This is a genomic window from Ktedonosporobacter rubrisoli, from assembly GCF_004208415.1.
In the GTDB taxonomy this organism is placed as follows: Bacteria; Chloroflexota; Ktedonobacteria; order Ktedonobacterales; family Ktedonobacteraceae; genus Ktedonosporobacter; species Ktedonosporobacter rubrisoli.
In genome coordinates, this window is sequence record NZ_CP035758.1 from 7,802,037 (window position 1) to 7,825,590 (window position 23,554).

A 23,554-nucleotide genomic window follows, 5' to 3' on the forward strand; every position below is an offset into this window, starting at 1 on the left:
AACATGACGTTAACGTCATGTTTGATATGATAATTCATTTAAAAGGAGTGATTGAATATGAGTGAAACGCTTGGATTTATCGGTTTAGGCCGCCTGGGTCTGCCCTCAGCTGCCAATCTTCTCAGTTCCGGGTATGCTCTGCGCGTATACAACCGTACAGCGAGCAAGGCCGAACCTCTGCTGGCTAAGGGTGCGCAACTGGCGAGCCGTCCGGCCGAGGTTGTGACGCCCGGTGGAATTGTGATAACCCTGGTCTGGGATGATGCGGCGGTGGAAAGCGTGGTCATGAGCGAGGGCTTTCTAGAGCAACTGGGACCAGGCGGGATACATGTTGGGATGAGCACGATAGCGCCGGAGACATCAAGAAAGCTGGCGGCCATGCATGCTGAGCACGGCAGCACCTATCTCGATGCCCCAATCTTTGGCACGCCAGAATCAGCCAACTCGCGTACACTCTGGATACCGCTTTCAGGTCCAAAGCCAGCCAAAGAGCGCGTTCGTCCGATCCTGCAGGCCATGGGAGGACAGGGGATCGTCGATTTTGGCGAAGAGGTTGGCGCTGGCAATATCGTCAAAATCGTGGGCAACTTCTTAATCATGTCGGCCGGGCTCTCGCTACACGAAGCGCTGTCAATGGCTCAGCATAACGGCGTCGATCCAAAGGCTGTGTTCGAAATGCTAACCACCTCGCCTGCCTTATTCCCTGCTCCCATCTATCAACGCCATGGCAAGTACATGGTCGAGAATCTCGATCAGCGTCCTTACGCTGGCTCCCAGATACCCTTGAAGGATGTCGGCCTCTTTAAAGAGAGCGCACGACAGACCGAATCATCCGCAGCTATCGCAGATCTTTTGCTCAATCTCTTACAAGGCGAGCAGGCAGATAAGTAGGGGAGCCCGGCGGACAGTTCGTTGAGCGAGGTAGCGAGCGGTTTCCTGCGATAAGCCTGGCTGCTCACTACCTGGCCGTACTGTAAGTGTGGAAAACTGTATTGATATATAGGGGCGAAGTTCAAGGAGCAGCTGACGCTAGAAGCACGAAGCGTTGTTGCAAGAAAAACTAGCTAGCAAACTGTGCATCTACTGTTAACATGTATGCTATAATCTCTTCCAATAATCCTTTTTTTGAATTATTCCAGGATATTAGAAAGAGCAAAGCATGCAGTTCCTTTTTCACTACGATCGAAGCCGCATCTCCTGGCATACCGCACTTGCCCTTCTCCTGATGGGTATGCTGCTCCTGGTGGGATGCGAAAATACATCCCCGGCGCCACAGAAGAGCAGCGTTCCAACTCCGCGCGCGACAGCTACCCCAGATCCAGGCAAGATCACCGAGTTTCCTGTCAACGCGCTTCTTGCTGGACTCACTGCTGGGCCAGATGGGGCTATCTGGTTCACAGAGCAATACGGAGTAGCTAAAGGGATCGGGCGCATCACCTCACAGGGACAGATAAGCGAGTTTGCCACTCCCACGTATAATAGCCTCCCTCAAGGAATTACCAGCGGACCGGATGGAGCTCTCTGGTTTACGGAACTGGCGATTGACAAGATAGGGCGCATCACGGTGCAAGGACAGTTCACTGAGTTTGCCACCCCTACGCATGATAGCCTCCCGGAAGAGATTACCAGCGGACCGGATGGGGCGCTCTGGTTTACGGAATTCACTGGAAACAAAATTGGACGCATCACTACACAGGGGCAGATAAGCGAGTTTACACTTCCAACATCCAATAGTTCACCTGATGCGATTACAGCCGGGCCAGACGGGACGCTCTGGTTTACGGAATTTAAGGGAAACAAGATAGGACGCATCACTACACAAGGGCAGATAAGCGAGTTCACGCTTCCAACACCCGGTAGCCAACCAAATAGGATAACGGCAGGACCGGATGGGGCGCTCTGGTTTACTGCAAAAAAGATGAGCAAGATAGGGCGCATCACGGTGCAGGGGCAGTTCAGTGAGTATCCGATTCCCGCGCCCGGTAATGCTCCGGCCTTTGGAATAACGGCAGGGCCGGATGGGGCGCTCTGGTTTTCTTCAGATCGCTATGGCTTATTGGGACGCATCACTACGCAGGGCAAAATCACTGAATTTCCTGATGCGATGCCTGCGGATATTACCAGCGGACCGGATGGGACGCTCTGGTTTACCGAAAGTTCTAACAAGATAGGGCGCCTGGTGCTTCAGCCCGCATCGTCATAGATTCTCTGTGGTTGTTTACTTTGAGGCGTTTGCCACTTTGTGTGCGTATAGCGGTCAGAACATTGGGCGCGCTTTGCTGCACCAGGCCGAGCGATATACGCGGAAGTTTGATAGAATGGTGATCTGGCTTGATTACTGGCCCGAGAACGCGGCCCAGGTGCGCTACTATCAGCGTAATGGGCGTTGTCCCGCATGGCCAGCTCTTCGGGAAACAGATCACTCGTAGATCAAGCTAGCTAAACTTTACGCTATAAGAAGCTCAGCTCACTTGTCATCTTGTCGAGAGAAAAACTGGGAAACCTGATAAGCATCGGTCGGCATGCGCTCCTGAAGAATGTCTTCCATGCGGAGCTGCACGTCCTGTTTGGTTTTCGGGTGTGTGAGGATATAGAATTTCTCCTCGACAATAGCCTCGAAGACCGCCTCTGCTACCTGGGAAGGTGGGAGAGAAGCCTCAACTAGCTTGTGCATGGCTTCTATTATGGCTGCCATCTGTTGTGGATTTGTTGGCTGCTCCTGCGAGGCATTCTGTAAAGCCTGTGGACGATTTCGTTCGGCGTCAAGGATGCGCGTATTTACCCATTCGGGACATAGAACAGAAGCCTTCAGCTTGGCTCCTTGCGCGGCAAGTTCCAGGGCCAGGGTCTCGGAGAGGGTGATAATCCCACTCTTGCTTACTTTGTATGGTCCACCGCCTGCACTTGAGACCAGGCCAGCAGCAGAGGCCGTATTGACTATATGACCCTCGCTATCCTGCGCGAGCATGCGCGGCACAAAAAAGTGAACGCCGTGGATGGCTCCCCACAGGTTGACCCCTAGCACCCACTGCCAATCGGCCACGCTGCTCATCCAGGTAGTCGTGCCGGCGCTGACCCCGGCATTATTGCATAGCAAGTGTACGGCTCCAAAGGTCTGAAAGGCGAGATTAGCCAGGTTCGCGACCTCTTGGGCCTGCGAGACGTCGGTGCGTACGGCTAGAACCTCGGCCCCGTTGGCCTTAAATTCTGCCTCTGTTTGCTTGAGGGCACCCTCCTCGACATCGGCCAGGACGACTTTCATGCCTTCTTGCGCACTCTTTTCGGCCAACGCTCGTCCGATGCCGCTGGCTGCTCCGGTCACTACAGCGACTTTTCCCTTGAAGTCCTTCATGCTAAACATTTCCTTTCTCCATAGGGACTACGTTCTTCCAACATATCTATTTATATTACAGCGATCAAAGAAAGGCAGCCGTATACAGCAGGCTGCCTTTCCCTGGGTACATGTATCTTCTTTCGTTGATATAGAGCTGGAAAGCGCGGAACCCTATTTGACAGTCAAGGAAAGAGTGTAGCGGATGATAAGCAGTTTTTCCAGCGAGCTTGTACTGCTGTATATTTGCTCGGGCTAGCCTGGATCAAGCGTTTTGGCCATCATGACGTTGCTCATCTCGTAGCCTAACTTTTGATACATCTGCAGGGCCGCATGATTTTTCCCAAAGACATGCAAGGAGATCCGCGTGTATCCAAGCTCCCGTACTTTGTGCTCCATCTCGCGAAACGCTTGAGAGGCATATCCCTGGCGCCGAAATGTTTCATCGATACGCACATCATAGACGAATGCAGTATCCTTTCCATGGCCATCTTGCGTAGCAAACCAGAGTATACCAACCTTTTGCTGTGCTTCATTAACGATGGTAAATAGATAATGGTTCGGCGTAGCTACGCCTGCTGGCAACAAACTATAAGTATCTTTTCTTGCCTTCTCTAATGCCTCCTCCTCTGCCCATTGGCCATCCTCGACATGACCCTGAGCATACTCGACAATCACTGGCTCTATGAAGTGTTGAAATTCTGCATCCGTCATGGGCTGTAAAGTTACCATACGGCACCTTTCCTCTAACTTTAAATTTTCTATGAGGAAAAGTGTAGCAAAGATGGTTTAGCTTTACAAGAGCGTATAGCCATGCTTTAAGCAAGCGTTGTAAGCGATGGCAAGCTAAACCATCGTTGTGGTAAAGAAACTCAAGCAAACAGAGCAGTTAATCGCTTGGTAGACCGTTCGCAATTCCGGGCCATTTACCAATAACTACAGATTTTACGTCTCTTCACTGTTTGGGCGGACGAAGCCAGCTTTGGGGCCAAGAATGGCCTGTATCTTGCCGTTGAGGAGCAGAACTGTGCGGACCTGGACATATTCGGCCTTGTGGCCCGCTTCGAGAAATACTTTGCGCGCCTTCTCGCCATTCTTGCCTCGATAGAGGAGGCGCTTGTCTGCCCGGACCCGATAGCGGTTCATCGGCGTTCCTCCTGATACACAATAACGAACTGGTCGAGGGCATAGTTGGTGCCGGTGAGCTCGTTAAAGGTGGCAAGGATGATCGCGGCGTCGTCCCTGCGCATGGGGTGTCCCAGGAGCAGGTCCCAGATGATGTAGGGATGCCGATTGCTCTCCCGCGCCAGGACAAGCAAGGAAACGTTGTGCTGCCACTGAAATAGCCGATAAAACGAGATGCCGTTCATGGCTGTGACTGCTCATGCTGTGGCTCGACGTGCGCATCATTTATCTCGATAACGATATCGATTGCGCGCTCTTCTCCGACCAGGCTGCTGAGTTCCTCGTAATGGCGGCCAATGCCCTGCATGCGCGCCTGAATAAAATCGTGTTGGGCGGTCTGGGCCAGACCATACAAGCCACGCTGCGCGGCGAGATATTCTTCCTGGATGGACTGGCGCAGCCGTGCCACCTCGCTACGGTTGATCTGATCGTGCTTCTCTTGCCTCATAGATTTTATCCTCCCCGAGTTGTCTAAGGAGCCCGCCTGAATGCTCAAAAGGGCTGTCCAGGAGCGCGCATCAGGGATAGGAGACACATGTACAGCTTCATGCTCCCGGACAGGACCAGCGAAGCGACGGGATTACACGGGCGCAAGTCCGCCGCTTCGGGATTCGCTATGAACAGGTGGACAGCCGTATTCATAGGAACCAGTAGGAAGTGTAGCTTATGATGGGAAGGACAAACTAGCATAAAAAGGTGCAAAGCCCTATTTGATTTTGCATGAAGATTTGCGAATACAAATGAATATCCGAAGATATGACAGAGATGCAAATAGCTGCAAATGGGTAAAATAAAAACTGTAAGGTTTGTAAATGCGGATAAAGTAAAATTAGCACGCTTAAAGCAAGCGTGCTAAGAAGAGGAGAGCTATCTAATTACCAATGGACAAGAAGCTCACGCAGGGCCTTGATGCGCGGTTCTGTTGGCCAGGCTGCCTGCATTGCTGTGTAGGAAATACGCGCTTCATTGAACCATTGCTCGCTTCGTAAGCTAATTGCGCCCTCGATGCCCTGTTGCCAGAGAGAAATACATAAATCTCTATCCCTTGAAACATCGTCGCGGGTGATTTCTGCCATTACCTGATTGATGAGCGCCTCGACACGAATTACTTCTGTATCTGCGTGGTGCTCAGTGATTTGCTTAAAAGAGTCAAACGCCTCTCTATTTTTGCCAAGATAAAAATGAGTTAGCCCATCATTAAGCACAAGGTTGGCTTCGCTATGGTTACTTATCCAGATAGGAACAGGCTCATCAGGAGAATGAGCAAAAAAGGAGGAATGAGCTTTTTTGAGGGAAACGAGAGCCTCTTTCTGGCCAAAATATGCCTGATCGCTTGCCAGGCCGGCATAGACATAGCTCTGAATACGAGGTGATATAGGAATGTGCGCGGTTTCCAATAGATGTTGCGCTTTTTGCGCGGACTGCAATGCTTGTTCCCAGTGGCCAGCATACCAGTGCGCTGCATCGTGTCTTCTAGCAGCTACAATTTGTAGAATGGCATCTCCTGATGCTTTGCTGTATGTTTCAGCTTCACAAGCAGCCGAGAGTGAGAGATTGCTATTGGAGACATGCATAGCAAGCTCGGATAGGAGAAGATAACATTGAGCTAAGAGGCTCGAAGAAGCTTGACGCTGTTTCTCTGTGCCAATCGCTACGATTTCCCGCAAAGTTGGGATATAGCGGGAGATAGTATCAGAAGCAAAGGCCAAATCCTTGCCTTTGCGTAAATACCAGCAAGCAGTGATCCCGGCGGCACAATGGGTAAGAATTTCTTCTATAGGCCGTACTAGAACAGGAGCAGCGAGGGAGAGGCCACAGACTTCGATAGGCAGGCAGGCTAAGCGGCGGATAGCCTCACGGCGGCTGAGCAGATCATCAGTATGCATGCTGTTATCCTCTAGCTCAAACAGTAAAAGCTGCTGAAGCTCATGATAACGGGCAGGACCATAACGAATAAGCCACGACCAGACAAGAGTTTGCAGGCGCATCGTGAAGTCGTGGGAACGAAACACAGTGTATGTGTCTTCAATCAGTTCAACCCGTTGCGCAGGTACTACAGAGGTCTGTCCTCCCTCGATAGTAGGGCTCTCCTCCTCTTCAAGCCCTAGTGCCGATGCGCTCTTGCTAAAGAGCTTGCAGAGTTGTTGTCGATGAAGCGGCTGCGGCAAGTTTTGGCCACGTTCCCAACGTAAAACCGTCGCCGGATCGACCCCTACCTTCTCTGCTACATATGCGCGTGTCCAGCCGCGATCAAGTCGCTCTTGCTCAAGCCGAGATAACTGTGCCCGTTCCATTATCATTTCCCTCCAACAACACTGCTCGCTTGTATTTCGTGATCTATTCAGTTTTTCAGATATAAGCATAACATGTGTTTTGTTACTTGTCGAGAAGCGTGCAAGCGTAGAGGGCTTTCCGGCTCTCAAGAAAAGGGATTGTTAAGGGCCTCCGCCCTTAACCGGGGGCACGGGGCGCGAGCCCCGCTGGTTCGCGGCGCGAGCGATATACCGCATCTCAACGGCTGTTCAGCGTTGGCAAAGGCGGCGCATCCAGCGCATTATCTCTCTGATGCGCAGTGCGCGAAAGGTGCAAGCAAAGAGCTCTGATCTCAACTCGTGATTGTGCGACCAGCCAGCTCTCCATAACGCACAGCCTCCTGATCCTCATCGAGATTGAAGTGGATTTGTGTATTGCAAGCGCGCTTGAATTTGGGCTATGCTTTTCTCAGCATGTGTTTTGTTACTTGTCGAGAAGCGTGCAAGCGTAGACTGTAAAGTAACTTCCGACTGGCGCGACACCACTACTTTTAGCGCTGAGCACAAAAGTCGAGATCTGGTCGCGACGGGCGCAAGGTGAAGAGAACTCTATGGGGCCCCTTGCTCCCAGCATAACCGGTCTAAGAGGGCAGAAAAAGAAGAGTAATAAATAATCTATTTACAGGCGGGGAGAGCTTTCAACCCAAAAAGGAGAAGCATGGCATGAAAATTCTAGAGCCACAAGACGGCGCAGCAGAGAGCCCTGAGCATATGTCTCACAGCCAGGAGCCCGCACATGAGGCACGAGCTTCTGACTCCCCTTTTGTGGAGCAGATCAGGCGTATTTGGATTGAGAGAGAATCTGCATCTCTTTGCTCGGCTGATGGACATTGGAATATGCTGCTTGTGAGATATCAAGGCGAGACAAGCTTCTCGGTGTGGGGTCCCATGACGCAAGGCGGGGCCATGCATTACCCCCAGGGTGCTGAGTTCTTGTCCATCACTTTTACCCTTGGTACCTTTATATCGCAGATGCCAGTGGGAAATCTGTTAGACAAAGGGCAAATCTTGCCTCGGGCGTCTGCCAACTCCTTCTGGTTAGACGATTTCTCCTGGCGCTTTCCTGAGTACGAACACGTCGAGGCCTTTATCAACAAACTGGTGCGTAAGGGTCTGCTTGTGCATGAGCCAGTGGTAGACGCTGTACTGCAAGGCCAATCATCAGCACTGTCAAAGCGTTCTGTCCAGCGCCGCTTCTTGCGAGCCACCGGGCTATCACTACGCACTCTGCAATCCTTTGAGCGGGCTCGTCACGCGGCAGCTTTATTGCAACAAGGCGTCCCTCTTCTCGACACAGTGGAGGAAGCTGGCTATTTCGATCAATCCCATCTGACCAGAGCGCTCAAACGCTTCAGCGGACAGACGCCTGCGCAAATTGCACGCACGAGAAAGCCTTGAGCAACTGTCGTTTCAGTACAAGACAAGGCCCCTGGTCTGCAGTACGATAGCCATGTTCAATCAAGCTTGCAAGGAGAAAAGCTATGAAAAAAGTACTCTCACAGGACGGAACAGCTATCGCATTTGAGCAGGCGGGGAAAGGTCCTGCCGTCATTCTGGTACTTGGCGCGTTCAACGATCAAGCGACTGGCGCACCGCTGGCTGCTTGCCTCTCAGAGCACTTCACTGTTTTCAACTATGATCGTCGGGGCCGAGGAGCAAGCGGCGATACGGCTCCCTATGCGCTTGAGCGTGAAATCGAAGATCTTGCGGCCTTGATCAAAGAGGCGGGTGGATCAGCCGCAGTCTTTGGCTATTCCTCCGGGGCTCTCCTGGCACTCATGGCCGCAGCTCATGCTCTGCCGATCACAAAGCTAGCGCTCTACGAACCGCCTTTCCTGATCGGCAATGGGGCTGCAGAGCGGGCACAAGAAGCCGCAAGGCGGCTTAGCGAACTGCTGGCAAAAGATTTACGTGGTGAAGCCGTCGAGCTCTTCCAGATTGATTTAGTGGGTATACCGGCTGAAATCGTTACCCAGATGCGAAATGCACCCTTCAGACCAGCGCTCGAAGCTATGGCGCACACGCTTGTCTACGACGCGACTATCCTTGGCCACATGGAAGTCTTGTTCGCGCAACTCGGCTCCATTCAAGTGCCGACACTCGTGGTCAGCGGGAGTGAAAGCCCGGCTCTATTAGACGAGGCGGCCCAGGCAGTCACGGAGGCGCTCCCTCACGCCCAGCATCGCCGCCTTGCGGGTCAAACACACGATATCAATGCGCCGGTTCTGGCTCCTGTGCTAGAAACCTTCTTCGCTGACTGACCTCGTTTCCAGGAATGAAGGGCTGAAGCTGAGCCAGATCCGCAAGGTAGGTAGCTACTTTTCAGGATTCCTCGGCGCGCTGGAATTCCATAATCCAGTTGATTTCCCAACTGCTACCCCCATCGGCCGAAAATGCCTGCTCCCACCGGCAGCTATTTTCGGTCAAGGGAGACCAGATGAAGCGCACAAAGATCTTCTTGTCCTCAAAGGTATCCTGGTTATAAAATATGCCGCGCCCATCCTGGAACGCACCAAACATCGGCGGTTGCAAACCGTCAGCCCTACTATCTGCCCAATAGAGGCTCCACAGCTGGGAGCGAGGATCAAAGAGGCGCACGGTCATGCCCACTACGCGCCCCGAAGCTCGCTCCACAGTAATTTCGTCGACATTGCCTAGCCCATCCAACACCTTGTTAACAACCGCCACGCCTGTACATTCCTCCCATTCCTGCGATCCCTTCAGGCGCTTGCGTAGGAGCCGATGATGCACATTCCACTTGCCAATGTAGAAATCAAAATCGGCCCGGCCATCCTGCCGCTGGTCCTTTATATCCTGTTCAGTCACACGCTTTCTCCTGCCTCTATTCATCATTGATTGAAGCGCTCAAACAGCTCTTTCTTAACTGTTTCGAGGTAATATACAGGGGAATGCGGCTAGGATTGTTCCTAATAATTGTGAGCTTGTTCTGATTTTTGCTTTAAATGTCTGATCCTGGAGAGCGAGCCGCGCCTGGATATTCCTTCGTAAAATAGGTACTGGCGGGAACCGTGAGCAATTACTCTAATGGGCTTCCACACTCATAGCAAAAGCGTACGTCCTCAACCTCCGCACGCGGAGCACCGCACTGAGGGCATACTGAAGCAAGCGACTGGCCACAGTATACGCAATGTTTCCAATGCGCCTGGAGCATGCGCTTACAGCGAGGGCAAGTGGCTCCCTGCTTACTCGCACGCTGCGGAGTATCAGCTCTAGGGGCACTAAATGTCGCGGAAGAAGGAAGCAAGGGAGCAAGGGCATCCTGAATGCGTCGATTCTGGAAGATGCCTAACAAAAGATGCTCTGGCTGCACCAGCGAGGAGTGCATACGCTTCGCGATCGTTAGCGCTTGACGAAGGGACTCCTGGGCCTCATCGGATAGAGGAAGGCTGTCATCAAACGCTTCAACATCAGGCACAACTGAAGCTATCTGCTGTACTCCAGGTTCTGACGCCGTATCATTCCTCTCAGCTTCTTCAACTAGAAAAAGGCTCAAACTCAGGCGATGGCGCTCGGCATCGATGTGCAGAATACGGAACTGAAGTTGTGCGCCTTCTTGAAGAATTGTTTTGGGGTCAACTCCGGGAGTGATCTCAGAAAGATGGACGAGTCCCTCAACGCCATCCTCGATACGCGCAAAGGCGCCGAATGGAGCAATCTTCGTTATCACGCCCTTCACAATCTGTCCTGGCGCGTAGCGCTGTGCGACAGTTGTCCAGGGATCGACTCCAGCGCGTTTAAGCGAGAGTGAGATCTTTTTCTTCTCTTTATCGACGCTGATAATCTGAACCTCGACTTCCTGGCCGGCGTATAGTACCTCGCTGGGATGATTGAGGCGGAGCGAGCCATAAGCTCCTAGATCAACATAGGCTCCAAAATTTGTGATTTGACTCACAATGCCGCGACGAACCTCACCTGGTTTGAGTTCAGCGAACAGTTCTTCAAGGCGACGCTGTATGCTGGACTGCCCCTCGACAGTTTGCCGCTGCTGTTCTGCAGTGAGCAAGCGGTCGAGGTAGCGATGCATGGTCGATACCTCGATATGCCAGGAGGCAAGAGCATCGAGCAAGCCTTTCTCACTTTGTTCAACGAGTCCCAGAAGGAGATGTTCTGGGGTGACTGTTGTCGCTTTGAAACGAAGGGCAGCTTGTCGGGCTAGAGAGATCGCTTCCTTTGTGGCTGGTGCTAACCAATCGGGGTCTGGCTCCTGCATTGTCGTTGCAGAGGGACTCATAGCATACTCCTTTGCAAATGCTTGCGTAATCAGATCTTCAACGAGTTGGCTTTGCCTGCGCTTTTTCCCTGGGTAGCGCCTGGCAGTCAGCTGCTCAAGCTTCTGCTTGGCCTCCCCACTGAGGTTAAAATGTTGACTATGTTGCTCAGTTTGCTTCTCACTCAACGAAAACCACCTCCTTACTAAGGCCAATTATAGACCATTATTTGGCCATTAACAAGATAAAAAGGAGGGAAATAGAGGCAAAATATGCTGATCGCATATCTTCCATTAAGATAAATGACTTGACTCTCTGGTTACCAGAGAGTGTAAAGTAATAAAGAGGAAACGAAGAGAGGGTTACTATGTTGAGCATCGGTGAGTTCTCGCAGTTGGCGCAGGTATCAGTTATTACGCTTCGCCATTATGATCAGATAGGGCTGTTTCGTCCAGCCTATATTCATGCTCGCTCAGGATATCGCTATTATCTGGTAGAGCAGCTAGAGCAGCTTTACCAGATTCTTATGTTGAAAGAGGTAGGGTATGCTTTGGAGGAAATCCACTTCCTGTTGCAGCATTCCAACGATAGTAGTGCTGTGAGAGAACTGCTATTTTCCAAATATCAGCAGACGCGGCAAGCTCTGGCACGCGAGCAAACACGCCTGGAGGCCCTTGAGCGCTTGCTACAAGCGGCAGATCAGGGCGCGTATCTGCCCACACAGAATATCGTGGTGCGCGCTGTCCCGTCTTCTCTCTGTGCGATGCAGCGTCTCTGGCTTTCTCACATGGATCTACTGGACGAGGCGATTGAGGAGACAGAAGGCTATGTCACGAGATATCGAGCAAGGAAAGCCGCTCCTGTCACCGTCATCTACCATACCTATACCGATTGGGAGAAGCCGGTTGAAGTTGAGATTGCCATTCCACTCACACGGAGTATTCCATCTTCATCATCCTTACGCATTGAGGCTCTGGAAGCTGCCTCTCCGGTGGCCTCCATTATCAATCGTGGCGGCGATGCTACTCTCGATCAAACATGCGAGGCTCTCTGGACCTGGCTCGATCTGCACAGCTATAGGGTGAACGGACCAGACCGCGAAGTCTATCATCGCGCTCGCCACCAGCCAAAAGAGGATATGTGCCCTTCAGACATCGGGAGAGAGCAGGAGATCATCACCGAATTTCAAGTACCCATTAGGAAGTAGGAATCCCTCAACGCTCTCACCTTCTAAAAGGGACATGGGCGCCATCTCTATTACACAAGCAGGAGAATCTCATGAGCTTCCCAACACAACAGCAAGCTCTCAATATTTTGAGAGCTGAAGAGGAACAGTTGCAAGACCTCATTCAAGGGCTTTCAGAGAAGCAGTTGCAGCTTCCAGGGGCGCAAGGCGCAAAGACCTATGCACAGATGCATCTTTGGTCTATCAAAGATCTCATTGCCCATCTCACCCTCTGGAAACGCATGGGCCTGGAGACGCTAGCGCAATGGAGAGCAGGGCAAGTGCCCTGGTATCTTCACCCAGAGTTTCAAGCCTTTGATGCCGGCGAGCGGATAAATCTAGGAGGCTTTGCCTGGAGCCAGCATGCCCCCCTTCACGAGGTGCAACTGCAAGCCATAACGATTCACGAGACCCTCTTAGGGGAAATAGGAAGTCTCTCTAATGCTGACTGGTCCACAGCAGTTTCAACCCCCATGGGGCTCCTCTCGCTGGGTGAGATGCTGCACGAAACTATGGGGGTTCCTGATGGCTATTTTCAGCACTTCGTCCGGCATCGTCCTGACCTGGAGGTATTTCTTGCGACAGTGCGGGAGAGAACTTGATAGCTTTCCTCGTGAAAAGGGAGCTTGCAGCTGAGCTCCCTCCTCAAGAGGGCCCTTAGTGATTTGTCCTGAGCTTCCGTATGCAAGACTCATTCGCAGAAATCATCTCATCAGGCCTACGGGCTCTCATCTATTTGCCTGGCTCAATGCTTCTGCCAATCTCAGTAAGTGCAGGCAAAGATGAGATTTGGTGTTACTCCACAGGTTCGGACAGTTTCCTGGCTGTCTCTGCTTCTGCTGCGGTAAAAACAAGCATCTGCAGATCGGGAGCGTCAACGACCTGAAAGATGCTTGTGTGGAAGACCATCCGCCCAAGCGATGGATGCTTCAGTGCTCTTGGTTCCGTACACGTCGCTCGAACATCATGTTCTGCCCACCACTCCTGAAATGCTGAACTCATTTGCTGAAGCTCTGCAATCAGGTCTTTGAACCATGGCTCTTGCACGTAGCGGTCGGTACAGGCACGAAAGAGGGCCACGGTTTTGTAGGCCACCTGTTCATAGTCTTCATTGTCATAGTAGAGCGTTCGATACACCGGGTTGCCGAACATCACACGCAGAATATTGCGCTCAAGCAGAGATAGCCCCTCAAAGCCTGGAAAGACGTAGTTGATGGCCCGGTTCCAGCCCATAATATCCCAGCGAGGATTGAAGACATAGGCGGGAGTAGCTATGGAGTCCAGCACTCCTTGAAGTTCCTGACTGATCGTGCTGGTTAAGGGATAGAACTCAGTTGGTACGTGTTCTCGTGCCAGCACAAAGAGATGATGACGCTCAGCGGCGTTCAAGTCAAAGACCTTGGCCAGGCGTTCAAGGATCTGTGGAGAGACCACAATATCTTGTCCCTGTTCTAAGCGCGTATACCACGACACGCCAATGCCTGCCAGCAAGGCCAGTTCCTCTCTTCGTAATCCCGGTGTGCGCCGGCGCGTATCAAGAGCTACTCCCACCACTTCTGGCGAAAGGCGCTCTCGTCGCGTTCGTAAGAACTGTGCCAGCTCTTGACGTCGTATGCTCTTGTTCATTGCACCTTCTTTCTGTGTTGAGCCTGACAGTTTTTCTCCTATGATAATTTGAGTGCTGGTGCAAAGTCAAAAAGGGCGTTATACTTCCTACCGCATATACTCATGAATCTGGCGTATAATCCTGACGAAAAGGTCAGTGAAGCATGCTACCCGTATGAGTGCAAGAACATATACAAAGAGGCTGAGACGTATCACCGCTTGAAGCAGGTGCATGCGTCACAGTTTTCTACCACAGATCGGAGAAATGGATGTCGATGACACCTTATACTGTTGCTATTCCACAAGCAGACATAGATGATCTCAATGCTCGCCTTGCCCGTGTGCGTTGGACCGATGAGTTGCCTGATGCAGGCACCGACTATGGGGTGGACCTGGCCTCCATCAAGAGGCTCGTTTCCTACTGGCAGCACGGCTATGACTGGCGTATCTGGGAGGCCAGGCTCAATGCCTATCCACAGTTTACGACGACCATCGACGGAGAAAACGTCCACTTCCTGCATGTTCGCTCGAACGTCGAAAACGCTCTCCCGTTGCTCCTGATCCACGGCTGGCCCAAATCCGTGTTCGATTACCTCACGGTGATTGATCCCCTCGTCGATCCCAGTTCTCATGTGGGAGAGCCAGCCCAGGCGTTCCATCTTGTCATCCCATCGCTGCCAGGCTTTGGGTTCTCCGGGCCGACCACACAGAAGGGCTGGGATTGCTTCCGTATGGCCCATGCATTCATCGAGTTGATGCACCGGCTTGGCTATGATCGCTACGGCGTCCACGGCTCGGATTGGGGTGCGGTTATCTCCCCAGAGATCGGTCGCTTCGATCCCGAACACGTGGTGGGTGTGCATGTGACCGCAATTTTTTCATCTCCTTGGGGCAACTCGGCCGAGATAGAGGCTCTTTCTAAAGAGGAGAAAGTCCAGTGGCAAAGATATCTCGCCTGGCAGCAACATCAAGGAGGCTACTATCATATGCAGTCCACCGCTCCTCAGACCCTGGCGCATGCTTTAGCAGACTCTCCAGTGGGTCAGCTTGCCTGGAACTATCAAAACTATGGGAACTTTCAGAACTATGGGAAATATGAGAAATACGGGGATGGCGTCAGCGACGACTATGTGCTCACGACTGCGGCGCTCTACTGGTTCACAAACACGGCGGCATCCTCAGCACGCCTGTACTATGAGACCGCTCACAGCGCTCGCGTGCAGCATCGGTCGACCGAACCTACGACTGTGCCGCTTGGTTTGGTTAATTTTGCCGGTGACCATCGGACGATCCGAACCTTTGCCGAACGTGACCATAAGAACATCGTCTCCTGGAATATCTACGACCGGGGCAATCACTTTGCCACCCAGACGGCCCCCGACTTGCTCGTCAACGATATGCGCACCTTCTTCAAGATGCTGCGTTCCTAAAAGGTTGTGTAACAAGATTTATGATAAAAATGCGCTAGGATATCGAAGAAACGAGATTTGGCCGCGATAGGAGCAAGCTAAAATATGTTGAACGCCTATTTTGCATGCTTTTATCTTCTTTTGCTGATTTGCAGGAATAAGGCTGTTCTCTCCGTTGTTAAGAAGGGTATTGTACTAAACTATTTTTAGCAAAGAAGGAAAAATATCCTTGGAAAAGCAAGACGCGACTCGCTCTCTGCGAGAACGAGTTGGTATAAATGTACTGCCAACTGATCAAGTAAGCCTTGTGGCGCATCTTGTCGAGCTTGAAGAGGCTGGCGTTGAGCATGCATGGCTAAGTTTTGGCCCACTGGGAGCGCCAGATTTGCTGACGACGCTTGCCGCCGCTGTAGCGCGTACCAGCCAGCTGAAATTGGGAACATATGTTGTGCAGGTTTCCTCGCGCCATCCTGTCCTTATGGCCCAGCAGGCCTTGAGCCTCAATAGCTTGGCGCCAGGGAGGCTGAGGTTAGGAATAGGGACAGGTTCTCCCGCACATGCAACGCACCTCTATGGCGTAACCATGGATGCGCCCCTGACCTACCTCCGTGAATATATTCAGGTCTTGCGCCCACTTCTGGAGCGAGGAGAGGTTCATCACCAGGGGCGCTACTTTAGCGTTGATGCCACTCTTCCGGGAGCAACACATGTTCCCTTATACATCTCGGCGCTCGGCGTGGGAGCTTTTCGTCTCGCCGGCGAAGTAACTGATGGTGCCCTTCCCTATATGGCTCCGATCTCCTACTTGCTCAATACAGCGCTTCCCGCTCTCAACGCGGGGGCGCAGAAAGCTGGTAGGTCCCGTCCACCAGTCGTGGCCCATGTTCCCGTGGCATTTACAGAAGATCGGGCGACAGCTTTACGGGTGGGACGTCAAACTTTTCGCTTTATGACGACGCTCCCACACTATCGCAACATGTTCTTTGCCGCCGGCTTTACGGAGCAGGAAGTTGATGCGGTTTCGGATAGATTCGTTGAAAGTCTGTTGGTTTTTGGCGATGAGGGCAAGATAAGAGATCGCCTGCAGGAACTGCTTACCACTACGGAGATTGATGCGCTGGCCCTGGGCCTTGTGCCGATCTCCGATGCCACCCAGGAGGGTTTGCACCTGGCACGCTTTGTAGGGCGATTGTAAGCAACAGCAAAGGAATTCTGGGCCTGCTCCTCTTGCTGGGAGCAGGCTCTCTCTTATGCGCGGCTGCGCCTACGAAGCTGGTAGAAGCCAATCAGATGTAGGATTATGGAAAGCGGTACCAGAAAAGTTGGAATAAGGCTCATGGGAAACATGCTCATTATGCTTGTATTGATGGTGCTCGTCAAAGGACTTAATCGTGTTCCCGAGAGCAGCATACCAAGGCCGAGCGCCGAGAGCAGATCGAGCAGCCCCAGCACATTCCAGGTGAGGAAAACGCCTCTCCCCCAACGCGTGCCCGAAGCCAGAGCCAGGGCCGCCAAAGGTGCTGTGATCCCAACGATAATGTCTCCCCAGCCCGCCGACTGCGCAAAGGAAGCCGGCAGCATGCCCTTGCTGTAAAGCACAAGCATAGTAACGCCTATCACTCTGTAGAACTGCCAGGCCGTGAGCTTGATTAGATTGAGCGAATGCACAAAACGACGAAATGGGTTGGATGTGAGGTAAACAAGAAAAAAGAGCAAAATCGGCACGATAGCGGCCAGGCCAAATGCTAGCGGAGGTTGGGTTGGTGTGCCGACAAACCAGCCAGCTAATGAGGCGCCAAGCGCAAGAAAGAACCAGGCCAACAAAACGTACTGTACAATGGTGACCTTCGCTGTATCTGTTCGCTGAGAAAGCATTTCCACGAAAGTGTCTCCTTTCAGCTCCGTATGGCAAGCTGGTTAGCGCTTGCAGCTTTTTACGTGTATATACTCCTATTTGGTCAAAAAAAAGAAACATCGCTCCCGCTGCTATGACGAGAAGGGCACACGCTCCATGACTAACTCGACGTTAGCAAGCAAGGCGCGAGCCTGCTCTAACCCGAGAAGCGAGATCATCTGTGTTTGCGCTTCTTGCCACAGGGGAAGAACCTCCTTCAAGATCCGATACCCTTGCTGCGTGAGGGTAATGAGACGGACGCGCCGGTCCTTTTCACTCGTCGCAACATTGACCAGGTTCTGACTTTCCAGGAGTTTGAGATTTCTTGCCAGCGTCGTTCTATCCATCGCTAATATCGCCGCGAGATGAGTCAGTGGCACTTTTTGTGCCAGGGCAATTGCTACCAGGAGGCTGAACTGCGTTATCCGCAGGCCGCTGGGTTGCATGAATGCCTCGTAGGTGTGCGTCAAGGCGCGAGCCATTTTGCGCGCATTGAGACAGAGACAGCTCGCATCTACTCTCGCTAAGGCAAGTGTTATCTCTGGCTGTGTTTCGTTTTCCATATTTAGGAGTATATACACCTTTTTATGCTTTGTCAAGCTCTTAGCGTTGTCCTCAGTATGTTTTGTCCCTGAGAGCCACTGCTCATATGCACGAAGGGCCCAGGAGATGAAGCGTTTTCCCCTCACAACCCGCCCGCTCGACGCGCTTCTTATCATGCTCACACTTGAGAAACTGGTGCCGGGTGGTGCCGGCTTTTTTGGGCTTGTGCCGGGTATGTGGCACCGGTATAATCTGGCTCTACAAGCCGGTCCAGACCATATCGGTGCCGGGAGTGCCGGGTTTTGACAGGTTTTTTTTAAAATACGCTTTTTTGCATTTGAATTTGGGGGGTAACTACTTTCTTGTCAAAACCCGGCACTCCCGGCACTCGAAGAAAGTATATATAGGGATAATCTGGCTCTAGAAGCTGCTTTAAGCTATGTACAAAAGCAAAAAGTTGTCGATTTTTGCCCGGCACTCGTTTTATGCAGCGTGTTAGGGCTAATCCAGCTCTGGAGGCCGTTTTAGATGCAGATTTGATGGAGTGCCGGATAAAGGGAGCTGCCCGGCACCATCCGGCACCATCCTATGCTCAAGTGTGGCATTTAGCCGTTTCTATGTAGCGTTTTGTGGCGTTTCAAAAAGCCGATTCACAGCTTGTTCACCTTCCAGATCTGCGAGCCATCGCTGAGGCGTAGCGCATAGATCTCTCCCGTGTGTGTCCCGACGTAGAGCGAAGTCCCGTCGTAGAGAGGATCGGTATAGCTAGCCGTGCTCTCTAGCTTATGCGACCACAAGAGCTTTCCATCCCGGGCAGCGAGAGCCATGACAGTAGTATCTTGATCGGTGTTGGCACTCAAGTAAAGCTTGCCCTGAGCCAGGATGCTGCTAGAAAATGGCCGGTGGCTCGTATAGCGCCAGGCGAGCGAGCCATCGTTGGCGTGCAGCGCGTAAACATAACCCTTATTCTCATCGACAAACGAACTAAAATAGAGCATATCCTGGCCCCAGTGCAGATCTCGGGCCCAGTTGCTACCATGCTCCGCAGGCAGTGGATGGCGCCAGAGCACCGAGCCATCATCTGCGCGCAGGGCATAGAGCGTGGAGAGGCCAGTTTTTAAGGGTCGCTGTGGTTGCAAAGGTTGGATATGGGAGAGCAGCAGGCCAGCCAGCCCCGATTGCAATAGCGCGCCTTGGCTACTGATCGGCGTGCCTTCCAGCGTGACCTTTGTTTCCAGGGCATAGAGCACGTTGTTGTGTAAAACTAGCTGGGGACCCGTAAAAGAACCGTCAAGCGGGATTTGCCAGCGCGGGCGCCCGTTCTCCGTGCTCAAGGCCAGCAGCCCATTAGAGGTATCAACGTAGAGCATGTCATGCTCGATGAGCGCGATATAGAGGCTGCTTTTAGCCTTGTGAGACCAGAGCTGCTTACCATCGCTGGCCCGTAGCGCGTAAAGCGTGCTGGTGGGATTATTGGAACCATAAGCATTCTGTTCGCTGATATCCACATAAAGGACGCCATCGACTATCTGTAGCATGCCTTCGCTATAGCCCTGCGCATGAAAATTGGCATGCCAGAGCTCTCGGCCCGTCCTGGCGTCCAGGGCCGCAACCAGGCCCTTATGCGTAGCCAGATAGGCAATTCCGTTGACTATTGTAGGCGGTGGAGTATAGCTATCGCTATCGTAGCGCCAGGCAAGCGAGCCATCATTGGCGTGCAGCGCATAGATATGATTTACCTTGGCGTATTGGCCCCAGTTCGCATTCACATAGACCAGATCGTTAGCCACTACCGGCGCCTCGCCCATCTGGCCATCCAGCTTGAAGCGCCAGAGCTGCCGGCCATCGCTGGCGCGCAAGGCATAGGCATAGATATCGGCTCCGGCATACATCACATCCCCCATCTTATTCAGATTGACATCATAATCAAGCGATTGTGTTGTGGCATCAAAGGTGGGAGTAGCCTGCGTCGCGTGTTGCTTAATTGGCGCTGATTGGACCTGGCGCAAAGCTCGGCTCTGGCTATTGAGCAGGCCTGCCAGAATGGCCAGCAGCAAAAAAAGTAGTGTCGCCCCGATCCCCACATACAGCCAGGGTCGGCGGCGTTCTAATTCCGTGGGAGTTGTCTGCTCAGCCGGTCCTGATCGTACATTTTCTGGTCTAGCTTCATGCTCAAGATCATGCATATTACTGACTCCCTTTTCTCAGAGATAGTGCCTTACCTGTAATAGATATCCTGAACATAGTTATGCAGCACCAGGCTGAATTGAATCTGAAGAATGGGCAGATGAGCGCAAACTTGTGGTACGATTACCGCAGAGAGATCATTGGCTTACCTGTTTTCGCAAAGGAGTATAGTTTGACGCATTTGATCAAAGACCTGACTTTATCCCCTGACTCATCCATCGACCTGCATATGCACACCACCTACAGCGACGGACGCCAGACCGCGGCCCAACTCGTTGATTATCTGGTAGACCAGGGCTTCGACATGGTTGCCGTAACCGACCATGATCGTGTAGATATGGTTGATAGCATCCAGACGCTTGCCGACGAAAAGGGTCTACCCGTGCTCCCAGGAGTCGAGATGAGCACCCAATGGAACGGTAAAATGGGCGACCTGCTCTGCTACGGCTTCGATCCCGTTAATAATTATCTGCGCCCGCTCACCGAAAAAATTGTCAGCCTGCAACTGGAGAATACCCGGGAAGTGCATAGCAACCTGCTCAAGCAGGGCTACCAGTTTCCACGCCAGGCCGAGCTCTTAGCCCACAAAGACGGAAAAGTACGAATCCCCACCGACATCTTTCTTCTTTTGCTCGAACACGGCATCGCTTCAGACCGTGCCACTATCGATCAAATCATCAATAAGGCTGGCTATCGCCCCTTCAAAGCAGATATGGCCGAGACCGTGGATGCCGCCCATCGCAGCGGAGCCCTCTGCCTCATCGCGCATCCAGGCCGCCGCCAGGCCGGTTTTACCTTTTACGATCCCGCCTTGCTCGATCAGCTGCGCGCTGACGTCCCCATTGATGGAATTGAATTAATCCATCCTATGCATAGCAAAGAGATGATCGAAGCGTATCAAGAATATATTCGCAAGCATGATCTACTCTGCAGCACAGGTTCGGACTCACACGGCCACGCCAAACGCATGCCCATTAAGCACCGGGCAGCCATTAGCCGGCGCCTCTTAGAGCGTCTGGGCATAAAGCTCGTCTAGAAGAAGAAAATCCGCGCTTTAGCGCACCTGGGTATCAAGTTACCTGTAAAAAGACTAGAGGCGCATAAAAAAGAGCCGTATCGCGCCTGCTTACTCGCTAAAAAGCAACGCGGGCGCAACACGGCTAAAGGTGCCAGGAGCGCAAAGCTCCTATTTCTGAATATACCAGTCAGTCGTAGTAATGCCAGGATAGCTGACAGTCTTCTTCACCACTCCGCTTGGATTCGCAAAGTTGCGAATCGGCTTACCCTGCTCCACCATCATCATTGTATCGTGCCAGATCGGGCCAGCGCCGTCAACGCCGGTCACATCCACCATCGGCGAATTATCGTTATTACCAGCCCAGACCCCAACCACGTAATCGGTAGTATAGCCCATCGTCAAGTTATCGCGGAAATCGTTAGAGGTTCCCGTCTTGGCCGCCGCCGGGCGGACCGGACCGGTATTGCCCGCGTAACATTGAGATTGTGAAGTGCTGTAGAGGTAGAGCGCGCTACACTTAGTAAACTCAAAGGAGCGCGACGTATTATCACTCAACACGTTAGTGACCATAAAGGCAGCTTGCTTGCTGAGCACACGTTTGCCAGGATCATTGAACTGGAAAATGGTCTTGCCATGCACATCTTTTACAGTACTGATGGTATGAGGTGGAATATGCACGCCACCGTTGGCAAAGGTGCCATAAGCCGAAGTCATGTCCAGCAGATGCACGCCCAGCGAGCCCAGCACCATAGTATAGTTTGGCGTACCGTTATAGGCAGAGATACCCAGATCCTGCGCCATCTTCAGCGAAGCATCAACGCCAGTTTGCATCATGAGCTTCACCGCCGGAATATTGAACGAGTTCTGCAGCGCATAGCGATAGGTTATCAAGCCGTGATAACTCATATCATAGTTGTGTGGCGTGTAGGCTGGCAGGCCACAGCACATCTGGATAGTCAGCGGCCCATCCAGAACCGGCGCCCCGGGACTGACCCCATGCTCAAAGGCTGTGGCATAGATGAACGGCTTAAAAGCCGAGCCGGGCTGGCGTAAGCCCTGCGAGGCCACATCAAAGGCGCCATCGCGCGGATTATTGGGATCAATGTTGCCAAGCATTGTAAGAATCGCCCCGGTATGAAAATCGATCACCACCTCGGCCGCATTGGTGACGTGATGCGCCTGAGCAATCTCCGCGATATGCTTCTGCGCATCTTTCAGCACGCGGTTCTGTAGATTGAGATCCAGCGTCGTGTTGACAATCAAACCCGAGCGCGAGAGATCACTTACCTTGACGTGCAGGTCGCGGGCCAGCTCATTAAGCGTATAGTTCACAAAATGGGGCGCTGAATCATTCTTAATCACCCCGTGCTTCAAGAAATTGGGCTGCTGCACCTCATTGATAGCCTGCAGGCGCTCCTGATTGGTAATGTAGCCTTGCAGATACATCTGCCTGAGCACCTCTTGCACACGCGCAAAGGCCGCCTTAGGATGCAAGTAAGGATCGCGCCCAAAAGGCGAGCTGGGGATACCGGCCAGCATAGCCGCCTGTGCGATATCTAGCTGCTGAGCTGCCGTCTTCGTAGGCGTATCCTGCAAGCCAAAGTAGGTAAAAGCCGCTGCCTCAGCCCCATAAGCCTGCTCTCCATAGAAGGTTGTATTCAGATACATCTCCATGATTTGCTCTTTAGTAAAGCGCCGCGTTATATCAGGAGCTATGATAAGCTCCTGCAGCTTACGGGTCATTGAGACCTGATCGCCCACAATATTTTGTTTAATCAACTGCTGCGTAAGTGTACTGCCACCCGAGAGGATGTGGCCGTGGGTGACATCTTCCAGGGCCGCGCGCACAAGACCAGTAATATCAAAGCCCGGATTCTTCCAGAAGTATTGATCTTCAATAGCAACTTCAGCATTGACAAGATGAGGTGAGATCTTGGATAAAGGGACAGTTGTCTGTAAGCCAGCGTCAGTAGCTTGATAAATCATTGAGCCGCGAGAATCATATATTTTCAGGTTATCTTTAGGTAGAATATCTTGCAATGTGAGTACCTGCTGCCCATAACGCTGATTGGTGGCGTCGGCAAGCACTGAGATAGCAACCAGAATCGTAGCCGAGATAACAGCAATCGCCAGGATAGCAGAGGCCAGAGGCAACATTGCTCCACGCGTGCCCAGACGCTCGGTAGCCAGGTAGCGCAGATTACTCAAGTGCAGATTTCTCCGCTTGAGATGCCGTTTTGTGCGCCATCCAGTTGGTTGTGACAACTTGTGAGGCACCTTATAATAGACCCCGCGTGTTGGCTCCTCTGGCATGTCATTCAAGCGTTGGGCCCGAGCCGCCCGGCTATTTTCGGGCAGCTTTGCCGGAAGCACGGCAACACGAGCCTGTTTACTTGTCTCTTCGGCTGTGGTAGACGAGGTTTTATCTAATGTAGCCCCCGTAGTACCCTGAGTGGCAGATGCGCTTTCCTCAACTGAGGAAGACGGGGTTGATTGCTGCTCTGTCCTCATATTTCAACCTCTTTTCTAAATAATGCGGGCAATAGAAAACATATACAACACGTAACTCTTCATGGAACATTATGTATATCTGAATCTCAACACGCTATGCACATA

General features: G+C 52.3%; 24 protein-coding genes. 11 read left to right on the top strand and 13 right to left on the bottom strand.

What is annotated here, in order from left to right; translation table 11 throughout:
* Nucleotides 1-57: 57 nt before the first annotated feature.
* The 3 genes from EPA93_RS33950 (at nucleotide 58) to EPA93_RS33960 (ending at nucleotide 2,429) form a co-directional block, all read left to right on the top strand.
* Entirely contained in the window at nucleotides 58-891 is an 834-nt protein-coding gene (locus tag EPA93_RS33950; protein ID WP_129891770.1) for an NAD(P)-dependent oxidoreductase, read from the top strand.
* Between the two features lie 268 nt (nucleotides 892-1,159).
* On the top strand, nucleotides 1,160-2,203 hold the full coding sequence (locus EPA93_RS33955; protein ID WP_207229273.1) for a Vgb family protein: 1,044 nt from the start codon (nucleotides 1,160-1,162) through the stop codon (nucleotides 2,201-2,203).
* A 7-nt stretch (nucleotides 2,204-2,210) separates the two neighbouring features.
* Nucleotides 2,211-2,429 (top strand): GNAT family N-acetyltransferase, encoded by a 219-nt coding sequence (locus EPA93_RS33960; protein WP_129891771.1) that lies wholly within the window; start codon nucleotides 2,211-2,213, stop codon nucleotides 2,427-2,429.
* A 38-nt stretch (nucleotides 2,430-2,467) separates the two neighbouring features.
* Here the strand turns inward: EPA93_RS33960 and EPA93_RS33965 are convergent, their stop codons facing one another.
* From EPA93_RS33965 to EPA93_RS33990, 6 genes are all read right to left on the bottom strand, one after another.
* On the bottom strand, nucleotides 2,468-3,352 hold the full coding sequence (locus EPA93_RS33965) for an SDR family NAD(P)-dependent oxidoreductase (RefSeq protein ID WP_129891772.1): 885 nt from the start codon (nucleotides 3,350-3,352) through the stop codon (nucleotides 2,468-2,470).
* Nucleotides 3,353-3,586: 234 nt separating this feature from the next.
* On the bottom strand, nucleotides 3,587-4,063 hold the full coding sequence (locus EPA93_RS33970) for a GNAT family N-acetyltransferase (RefSeq protein WP_129891773.1): 477 nt from the start codon (nucleotides 4,061-4,063) through the stop codon (nucleotides 3,587-3,589).
* A 213-nt stretch (nucleotides 4,064-4,276) separates the two neighbouring features.
* Entirely contained in the window at nucleotides 4,277-4,477 is a 201-nt protein-coding gene (locus EPA93_RS33975; protein ID WP_129891774.1) for a hypothetical protein, read from the bottom strand.
* Entirely contained in the window at nucleotides 4,474-4,701 is a 228-nt protein-coding gene (locus EPA93_RS33980) for a hypothetical protein (protein WP_129891775.1), read from the bottom strand. The genes EPA93_RS33975 and EPA93_RS33980 overlap by 4 nt, the downstream gene beginning before the upstream one ends.
* Nucleotides 4,698-4,964: a hypothetical protein gene (locus EPA93_RS33985; RefSeq protein ID WP_207229274.1), complete on the bottom strand. Its 267-nt coding sequence runs from the start codon at nucleotides 4,962-4,964 to the stop codon at nucleotides 4,698-4,700. Before EPA93_RS33985 ends, EPA93_RS33980 begins: the two co-directional genes overlap by 4 nt.
* 427 nt (nucleotides 4,965-5,391) lie before the next feature.
* Complete coding sequence (locus EPA93_RS33990) at nucleotides 5,392-6,810, bottom strand: helix-turn-helix domain-containing protein (protein ID WP_165423577.1); 1,419 nt, start codon at nucleotides 6,808-6,810, stop codon at nucleotides 5,392-5,394.
* Nucleotides 6,811-7,491: 681 nt separating this feature from the next.
* On the opposite strand from EPA93_RS33990, the gene EPA93_RS33995 reads away from it, so the two are divergent.
* Together EPA93_RS33995 and EPA93_RS34000 are read left to right on the top strand one after the other, a co-directional pair.
* Entirely contained in the window at nucleotides 7,492-8,226 is a 735-nt protein-coding gene (locus EPA93_RS33995; protein WP_129891777.1) for a helix-turn-helix domain-containing protein, read from the top strand.
* 83 nt (nucleotides 8,227-8,309) lie between these two features.
* Nucleotides 8,310-9,089, top strand: coding sequence for an alpha/beta fold hydrolase (locus EPA93_RS34000; protein ID WP_129891778.1), 780 nt, complete (start codon nucleotides 8,310-8,312; stop codon nucleotides 9,087-9,089).
* Between the two features lie 61 nt (nucleotides 9,090-9,150).
* Here the strand turns inward: EPA93_RS34000 and EPA93_RS34005 are convergent, their stop codons facing one another.
* The gene (locus tag EPA93_RS34005) at nucleotides 9,151-9,654 is read right to left on the bottom strand and encodes a hypothetical protein (protein WP_207229275.1); all 504 of its coding nucleotides are present in this window, start codon (nucleotides 9,652-9,654) and stop codon (nucleotides 9,151-9,153) included.
* Nucleotides 9,655-9,865: 211 nt separating this feature from the next.
* Nucleotides 9,866-11,245, bottom strand: a complete 1,380-nt coding sequence (locus tag EPA93_RS34010; RefSeq protein WP_129891779.1) for a S1 RNA-binding domain-containing protein — start codon at nucleotides 11,243-11,245, stop codon at nucleotides 9,866-9,868.
* 179 nt (nucleotides 11,246-11,424) lie between these two features.
* Here EPA93_RS34010 and EPA93_RS34015 point away from each other — a divergent pair, with 179 nt between their 5' ends.
* Entirely contained in the window at nucleotides 11,425-12,264 is an 840-nt protein-coding gene (locus EPA93_RS34015) for a MerR family transcriptional regulator (protein WP_129891780.1), read from the top strand.
* Nucleotides 12,265-12,335: 71 nt separating this feature from the next.
* On the top strand, nucleotides 12,336-12,884 hold the full coding sequence (locus EPA93_RS34020; protein ID WP_129891781.1) for a DinB family protein: 549 nt from the start codon (nucleotides 12,336-12,338) through the stop codon (nucleotides 12,882-12,884).
* A gap of 193 nt (nucleotides 12,885-13,077) precedes the next feature.
* Here the strand turns inward: EPA93_RS34020 and EPA93_RS34025 are convergent, their stop codons facing one another.
* Nucleotides 13,078-13,908: a helix-turn-helix transcriptional regulator gene (locus EPA93_RS34025; RefSeq protein ID WP_129891782.1), complete on the bottom strand. Its 831-nt coding sequence runs from the start codon at nucleotides 13,906-13,908 to the stop codon at nucleotides 13,078-13,080.
* Between the two features lie 248 nt (nucleotides 13,909-14,156).
* Between EPA93_RS34025 and EPA93_RS34030 the strand changes: the two genes are divergently transcribed.
* Nucleotides 14,157-15,317 (top strand): epoxide hydrolase family protein, encoded by a 1,161-nt coding sequence (locus EPA93_RS34030; protein ID WP_129891783.1) that lies wholly within the window; start codon nucleotides 14,157-14,159, stop codon nucleotides 15,315-15,317.
* A 208-nt stretch (nucleotides 15,318-15,525) separates the two neighbouring features.
* A complete protein-coding gene (locus EPA93_RS34035; RefSeq protein WP_129891784.1) occupies nucleotides 15,526-16,491 on the top strand; it encodes an LLM class flavin-dependent oxidoreductase in 966 nt (321 codons plus the stop codon).
* A 53-nt stretch (nucleotides 16,492-16,544) separates the two neighbouring features.
* On the opposite strand, the gene EPA93_RS34040 is transcribed toward EPA93_RS34035, so the two are convergent.
* Nucleotides 16,545-17,177 carry a hypothetical protein gene (locus tag EPA93_RS34040; RefSeq protein ID WP_129891785.1) on the bottom strand — a complete coding sequence of 211 codons (633 nt, stop codon included), beginning with the start codon at nucleotides 17,175-17,177 and terminating at the stop codon, nucleotides 16,545-16,547.
* Nucleotides 17,178-17,282: 105 nt separating this feature from the next.
* Nucleotides 17,283-17,771: a MarR family winged helix-turn-helix transcriptional regulator gene (locus EPA93_RS34045; protein WP_165423578.1), complete on the bottom strand. Its 489-nt coding sequence runs from the start codon at nucleotides 17,769-17,771 to the stop codon at nucleotides 17,283-17,285.
* 88 nt (nucleotides 17,772-17,859) lie between these two features.
* Between EPA93_RS34045 and EPA93_RS48665 the strand changes: the two genes are divergently transcribed.
* On the top strand, nucleotides 17,860-18,039 hold the full coding sequence (locus EPA93_RS48665) for a hypothetical protein (protein WP_165423579.1): 180 nt from the start codon (nucleotides 17,860-17,862) through the stop codon (nucleotides 18,037-18,039).
* A 344-nt stretch (nucleotides 18,040-18,383) separates the two neighbouring features.
* On the opposite strand, the gene EPA93_RS34050 is transcribed toward EPA93_RS48665, so the two are convergent.
* Complete coding sequence (locus EPA93_RS34050; protein WP_129891787.1) at nucleotides 18,384-19,919, bottom strand: outer membrane protein assembly factor BamB family protein; 1,536 nt, start codon at nucleotides 19,917-19,919, stop codon at nucleotides 18,384-18,386.
* A 101-nt stretch (nucleotides 19,920-20,020) separates the two neighbouring features.
* Between EPA93_RS34050 and EPA93_RS34055 the strand changes: the two genes are divergently transcribed.
* The gene (locus EPA93_RS34055; protein WP_129891788.1) at nucleotides 20,021-20,956 is read left to right on the top strand and encodes a PHP domain-containing protein; all 936 of its coding nucleotides are present in this window, start codon (nucleotides 20,021-20,023) and stop codon (nucleotides 20,954-20,956) included.
* Nucleotides 20,957-21,106: 150 nt separating this feature from the next.
* Here the strand turns inward: EPA93_RS34055 and EPA93_RS34060 are convergent, their stop codons facing one another.
* Entirely contained in the window at nucleotides 21,107-23,449 is a 2,343-nt protein-coding gene (locus EPA93_RS34060) for a transglycosylase domain-containing protein (protein ID WP_129891789.1), read from the bottom strand.
* Between the last annotated feature and the right edge of the window lie 105 nt (nucleotides 23,450-23,554).

Bases quoted from the DNA above. Each gene is read 5' to 3' on its own strand.
- EPA93_RS33950 (WP_129891770.1), top strand. From the start codon at position 58: ATGAGTGAAACGCTTGGATTTATCGGTTTAGGCCGCCTGGGTCTGCCC.
- EPA93_RS34050 (WP_129891787.1), bottom strand. From the start codon at position 19,919: ATGCATGATCTTGAGCATGAAGCTAGACCAGAAAATGTACGATCAGGA.
- EPA93_RS33975 (WP_129891774.1), bottom strand. From the start codon at position 4,477: ATGAACCGCTATCGGGTCCGGGCAGACAAGCGCCTCCTCTATCGAGGC.
- EPA93_RS33985 (WP_207229274.1), bottom strand. From the start codon at position 4,964: ATGAGGCAAGAGAAGCACGATCAGATCAACCGTAGCGAGGTGGCACGG.
- EPA93_RS33970 (WP_129891773.1), bottom strand. From the start codon at position 4,063: ATGGTAACTTTACAGCCCATGACGGATGCAGAATTTCAACACTTCATA.
- EPA93_RS34060 (WP_129891789.1), bottom strand. From the start codon at position 23,449: ATGAGGACAGAGCAGCAATCAACCCCGTCTTCCTCAGTTGAGGAAAGC.
- EPA93_RS33980 (WP_129891775.1), bottom strand. From the start codon at position 4,701: ATGAACGGCATCTCGTTTTATCGGCTATTTCAGTGGCAGCACAACGTT.
- EPA93_RS48665 (WP_165423579.1), top strand. From the start codon at position 17,860: ATGAAGCGTTTTCCCCTCACAACCCGCCCGCTCGACGCGCTTCTTATC.
- EPA93_RS34025 (WP_129891782.1), bottom strand. From the start codon at position 13,908: ATGAACAAGAGCATACGACGTCAAGAGCTGGCACAGTTCTTACGAACG.
- EPA93_RS34030 (WP_129891783.1), top strand. From the start codon at position 14,157: ATGTCGATGACACCTTATACTGTTGCTATTCCACAAGCAGACATAGAT.
- EPA93_RS34020 (WP_129891781.1), top strand. From the start codon at position 12,336: ATGAGCTTCCCAACACAACAGCAAGCTCTCAATATTTTGAGAGCTGAA.
- EPA93_RS34015 (WP_129891780.1), top strand. From the start codon at position 11,425: ATGTTGAGCATCGGTGAGTTCTCGCAGTTGGCGCAGGTATCAGTTATT.
- EPA93_RS34000 (WP_129891778.1), top strand. From the start codon at position 8,310: ATGAAAAAAGTACTCTCACAGGACGGAACAGCTATCGCATTTGAGCAG.
- EPA93_RS33990 (WP_165423577.1), bottom strand. From the start codon at position 6,810: ATGGAACGGGCACAGTTATCTCGGCTTGAGCAAGAGCGACTTGATCGC.
- EPA93_RS34055 (WP_129891788.1), top strand. From the start codon at position 20,021: ATGAGCGCAAACTTGTGGTACGATTACCGCAGAGAGATCATTGGCTTA.
- EPA93_RS33955 (WP_207229273.1), top strand. From the start codon at position 1,160: ATGCAGTTCCTTTTTCACTACGATCGAAGCCGCATCTCCTGGCATACC.
- EPA93_RS33995 (WP_129891777.1), top strand. From the start codon at position 7,492: ATGAAAATTCTAGAGCCACAAGACGGCGCAGCAGAGAGCCCTGAGCAT.
- EPA93_RS33965 (WP_129891772.1), bottom strand. From the start codon at position 3,352: ATGAAGGACTTCAAGGGAAAAGTCGCTGTAGTGACCGGAGCAGCCAGC.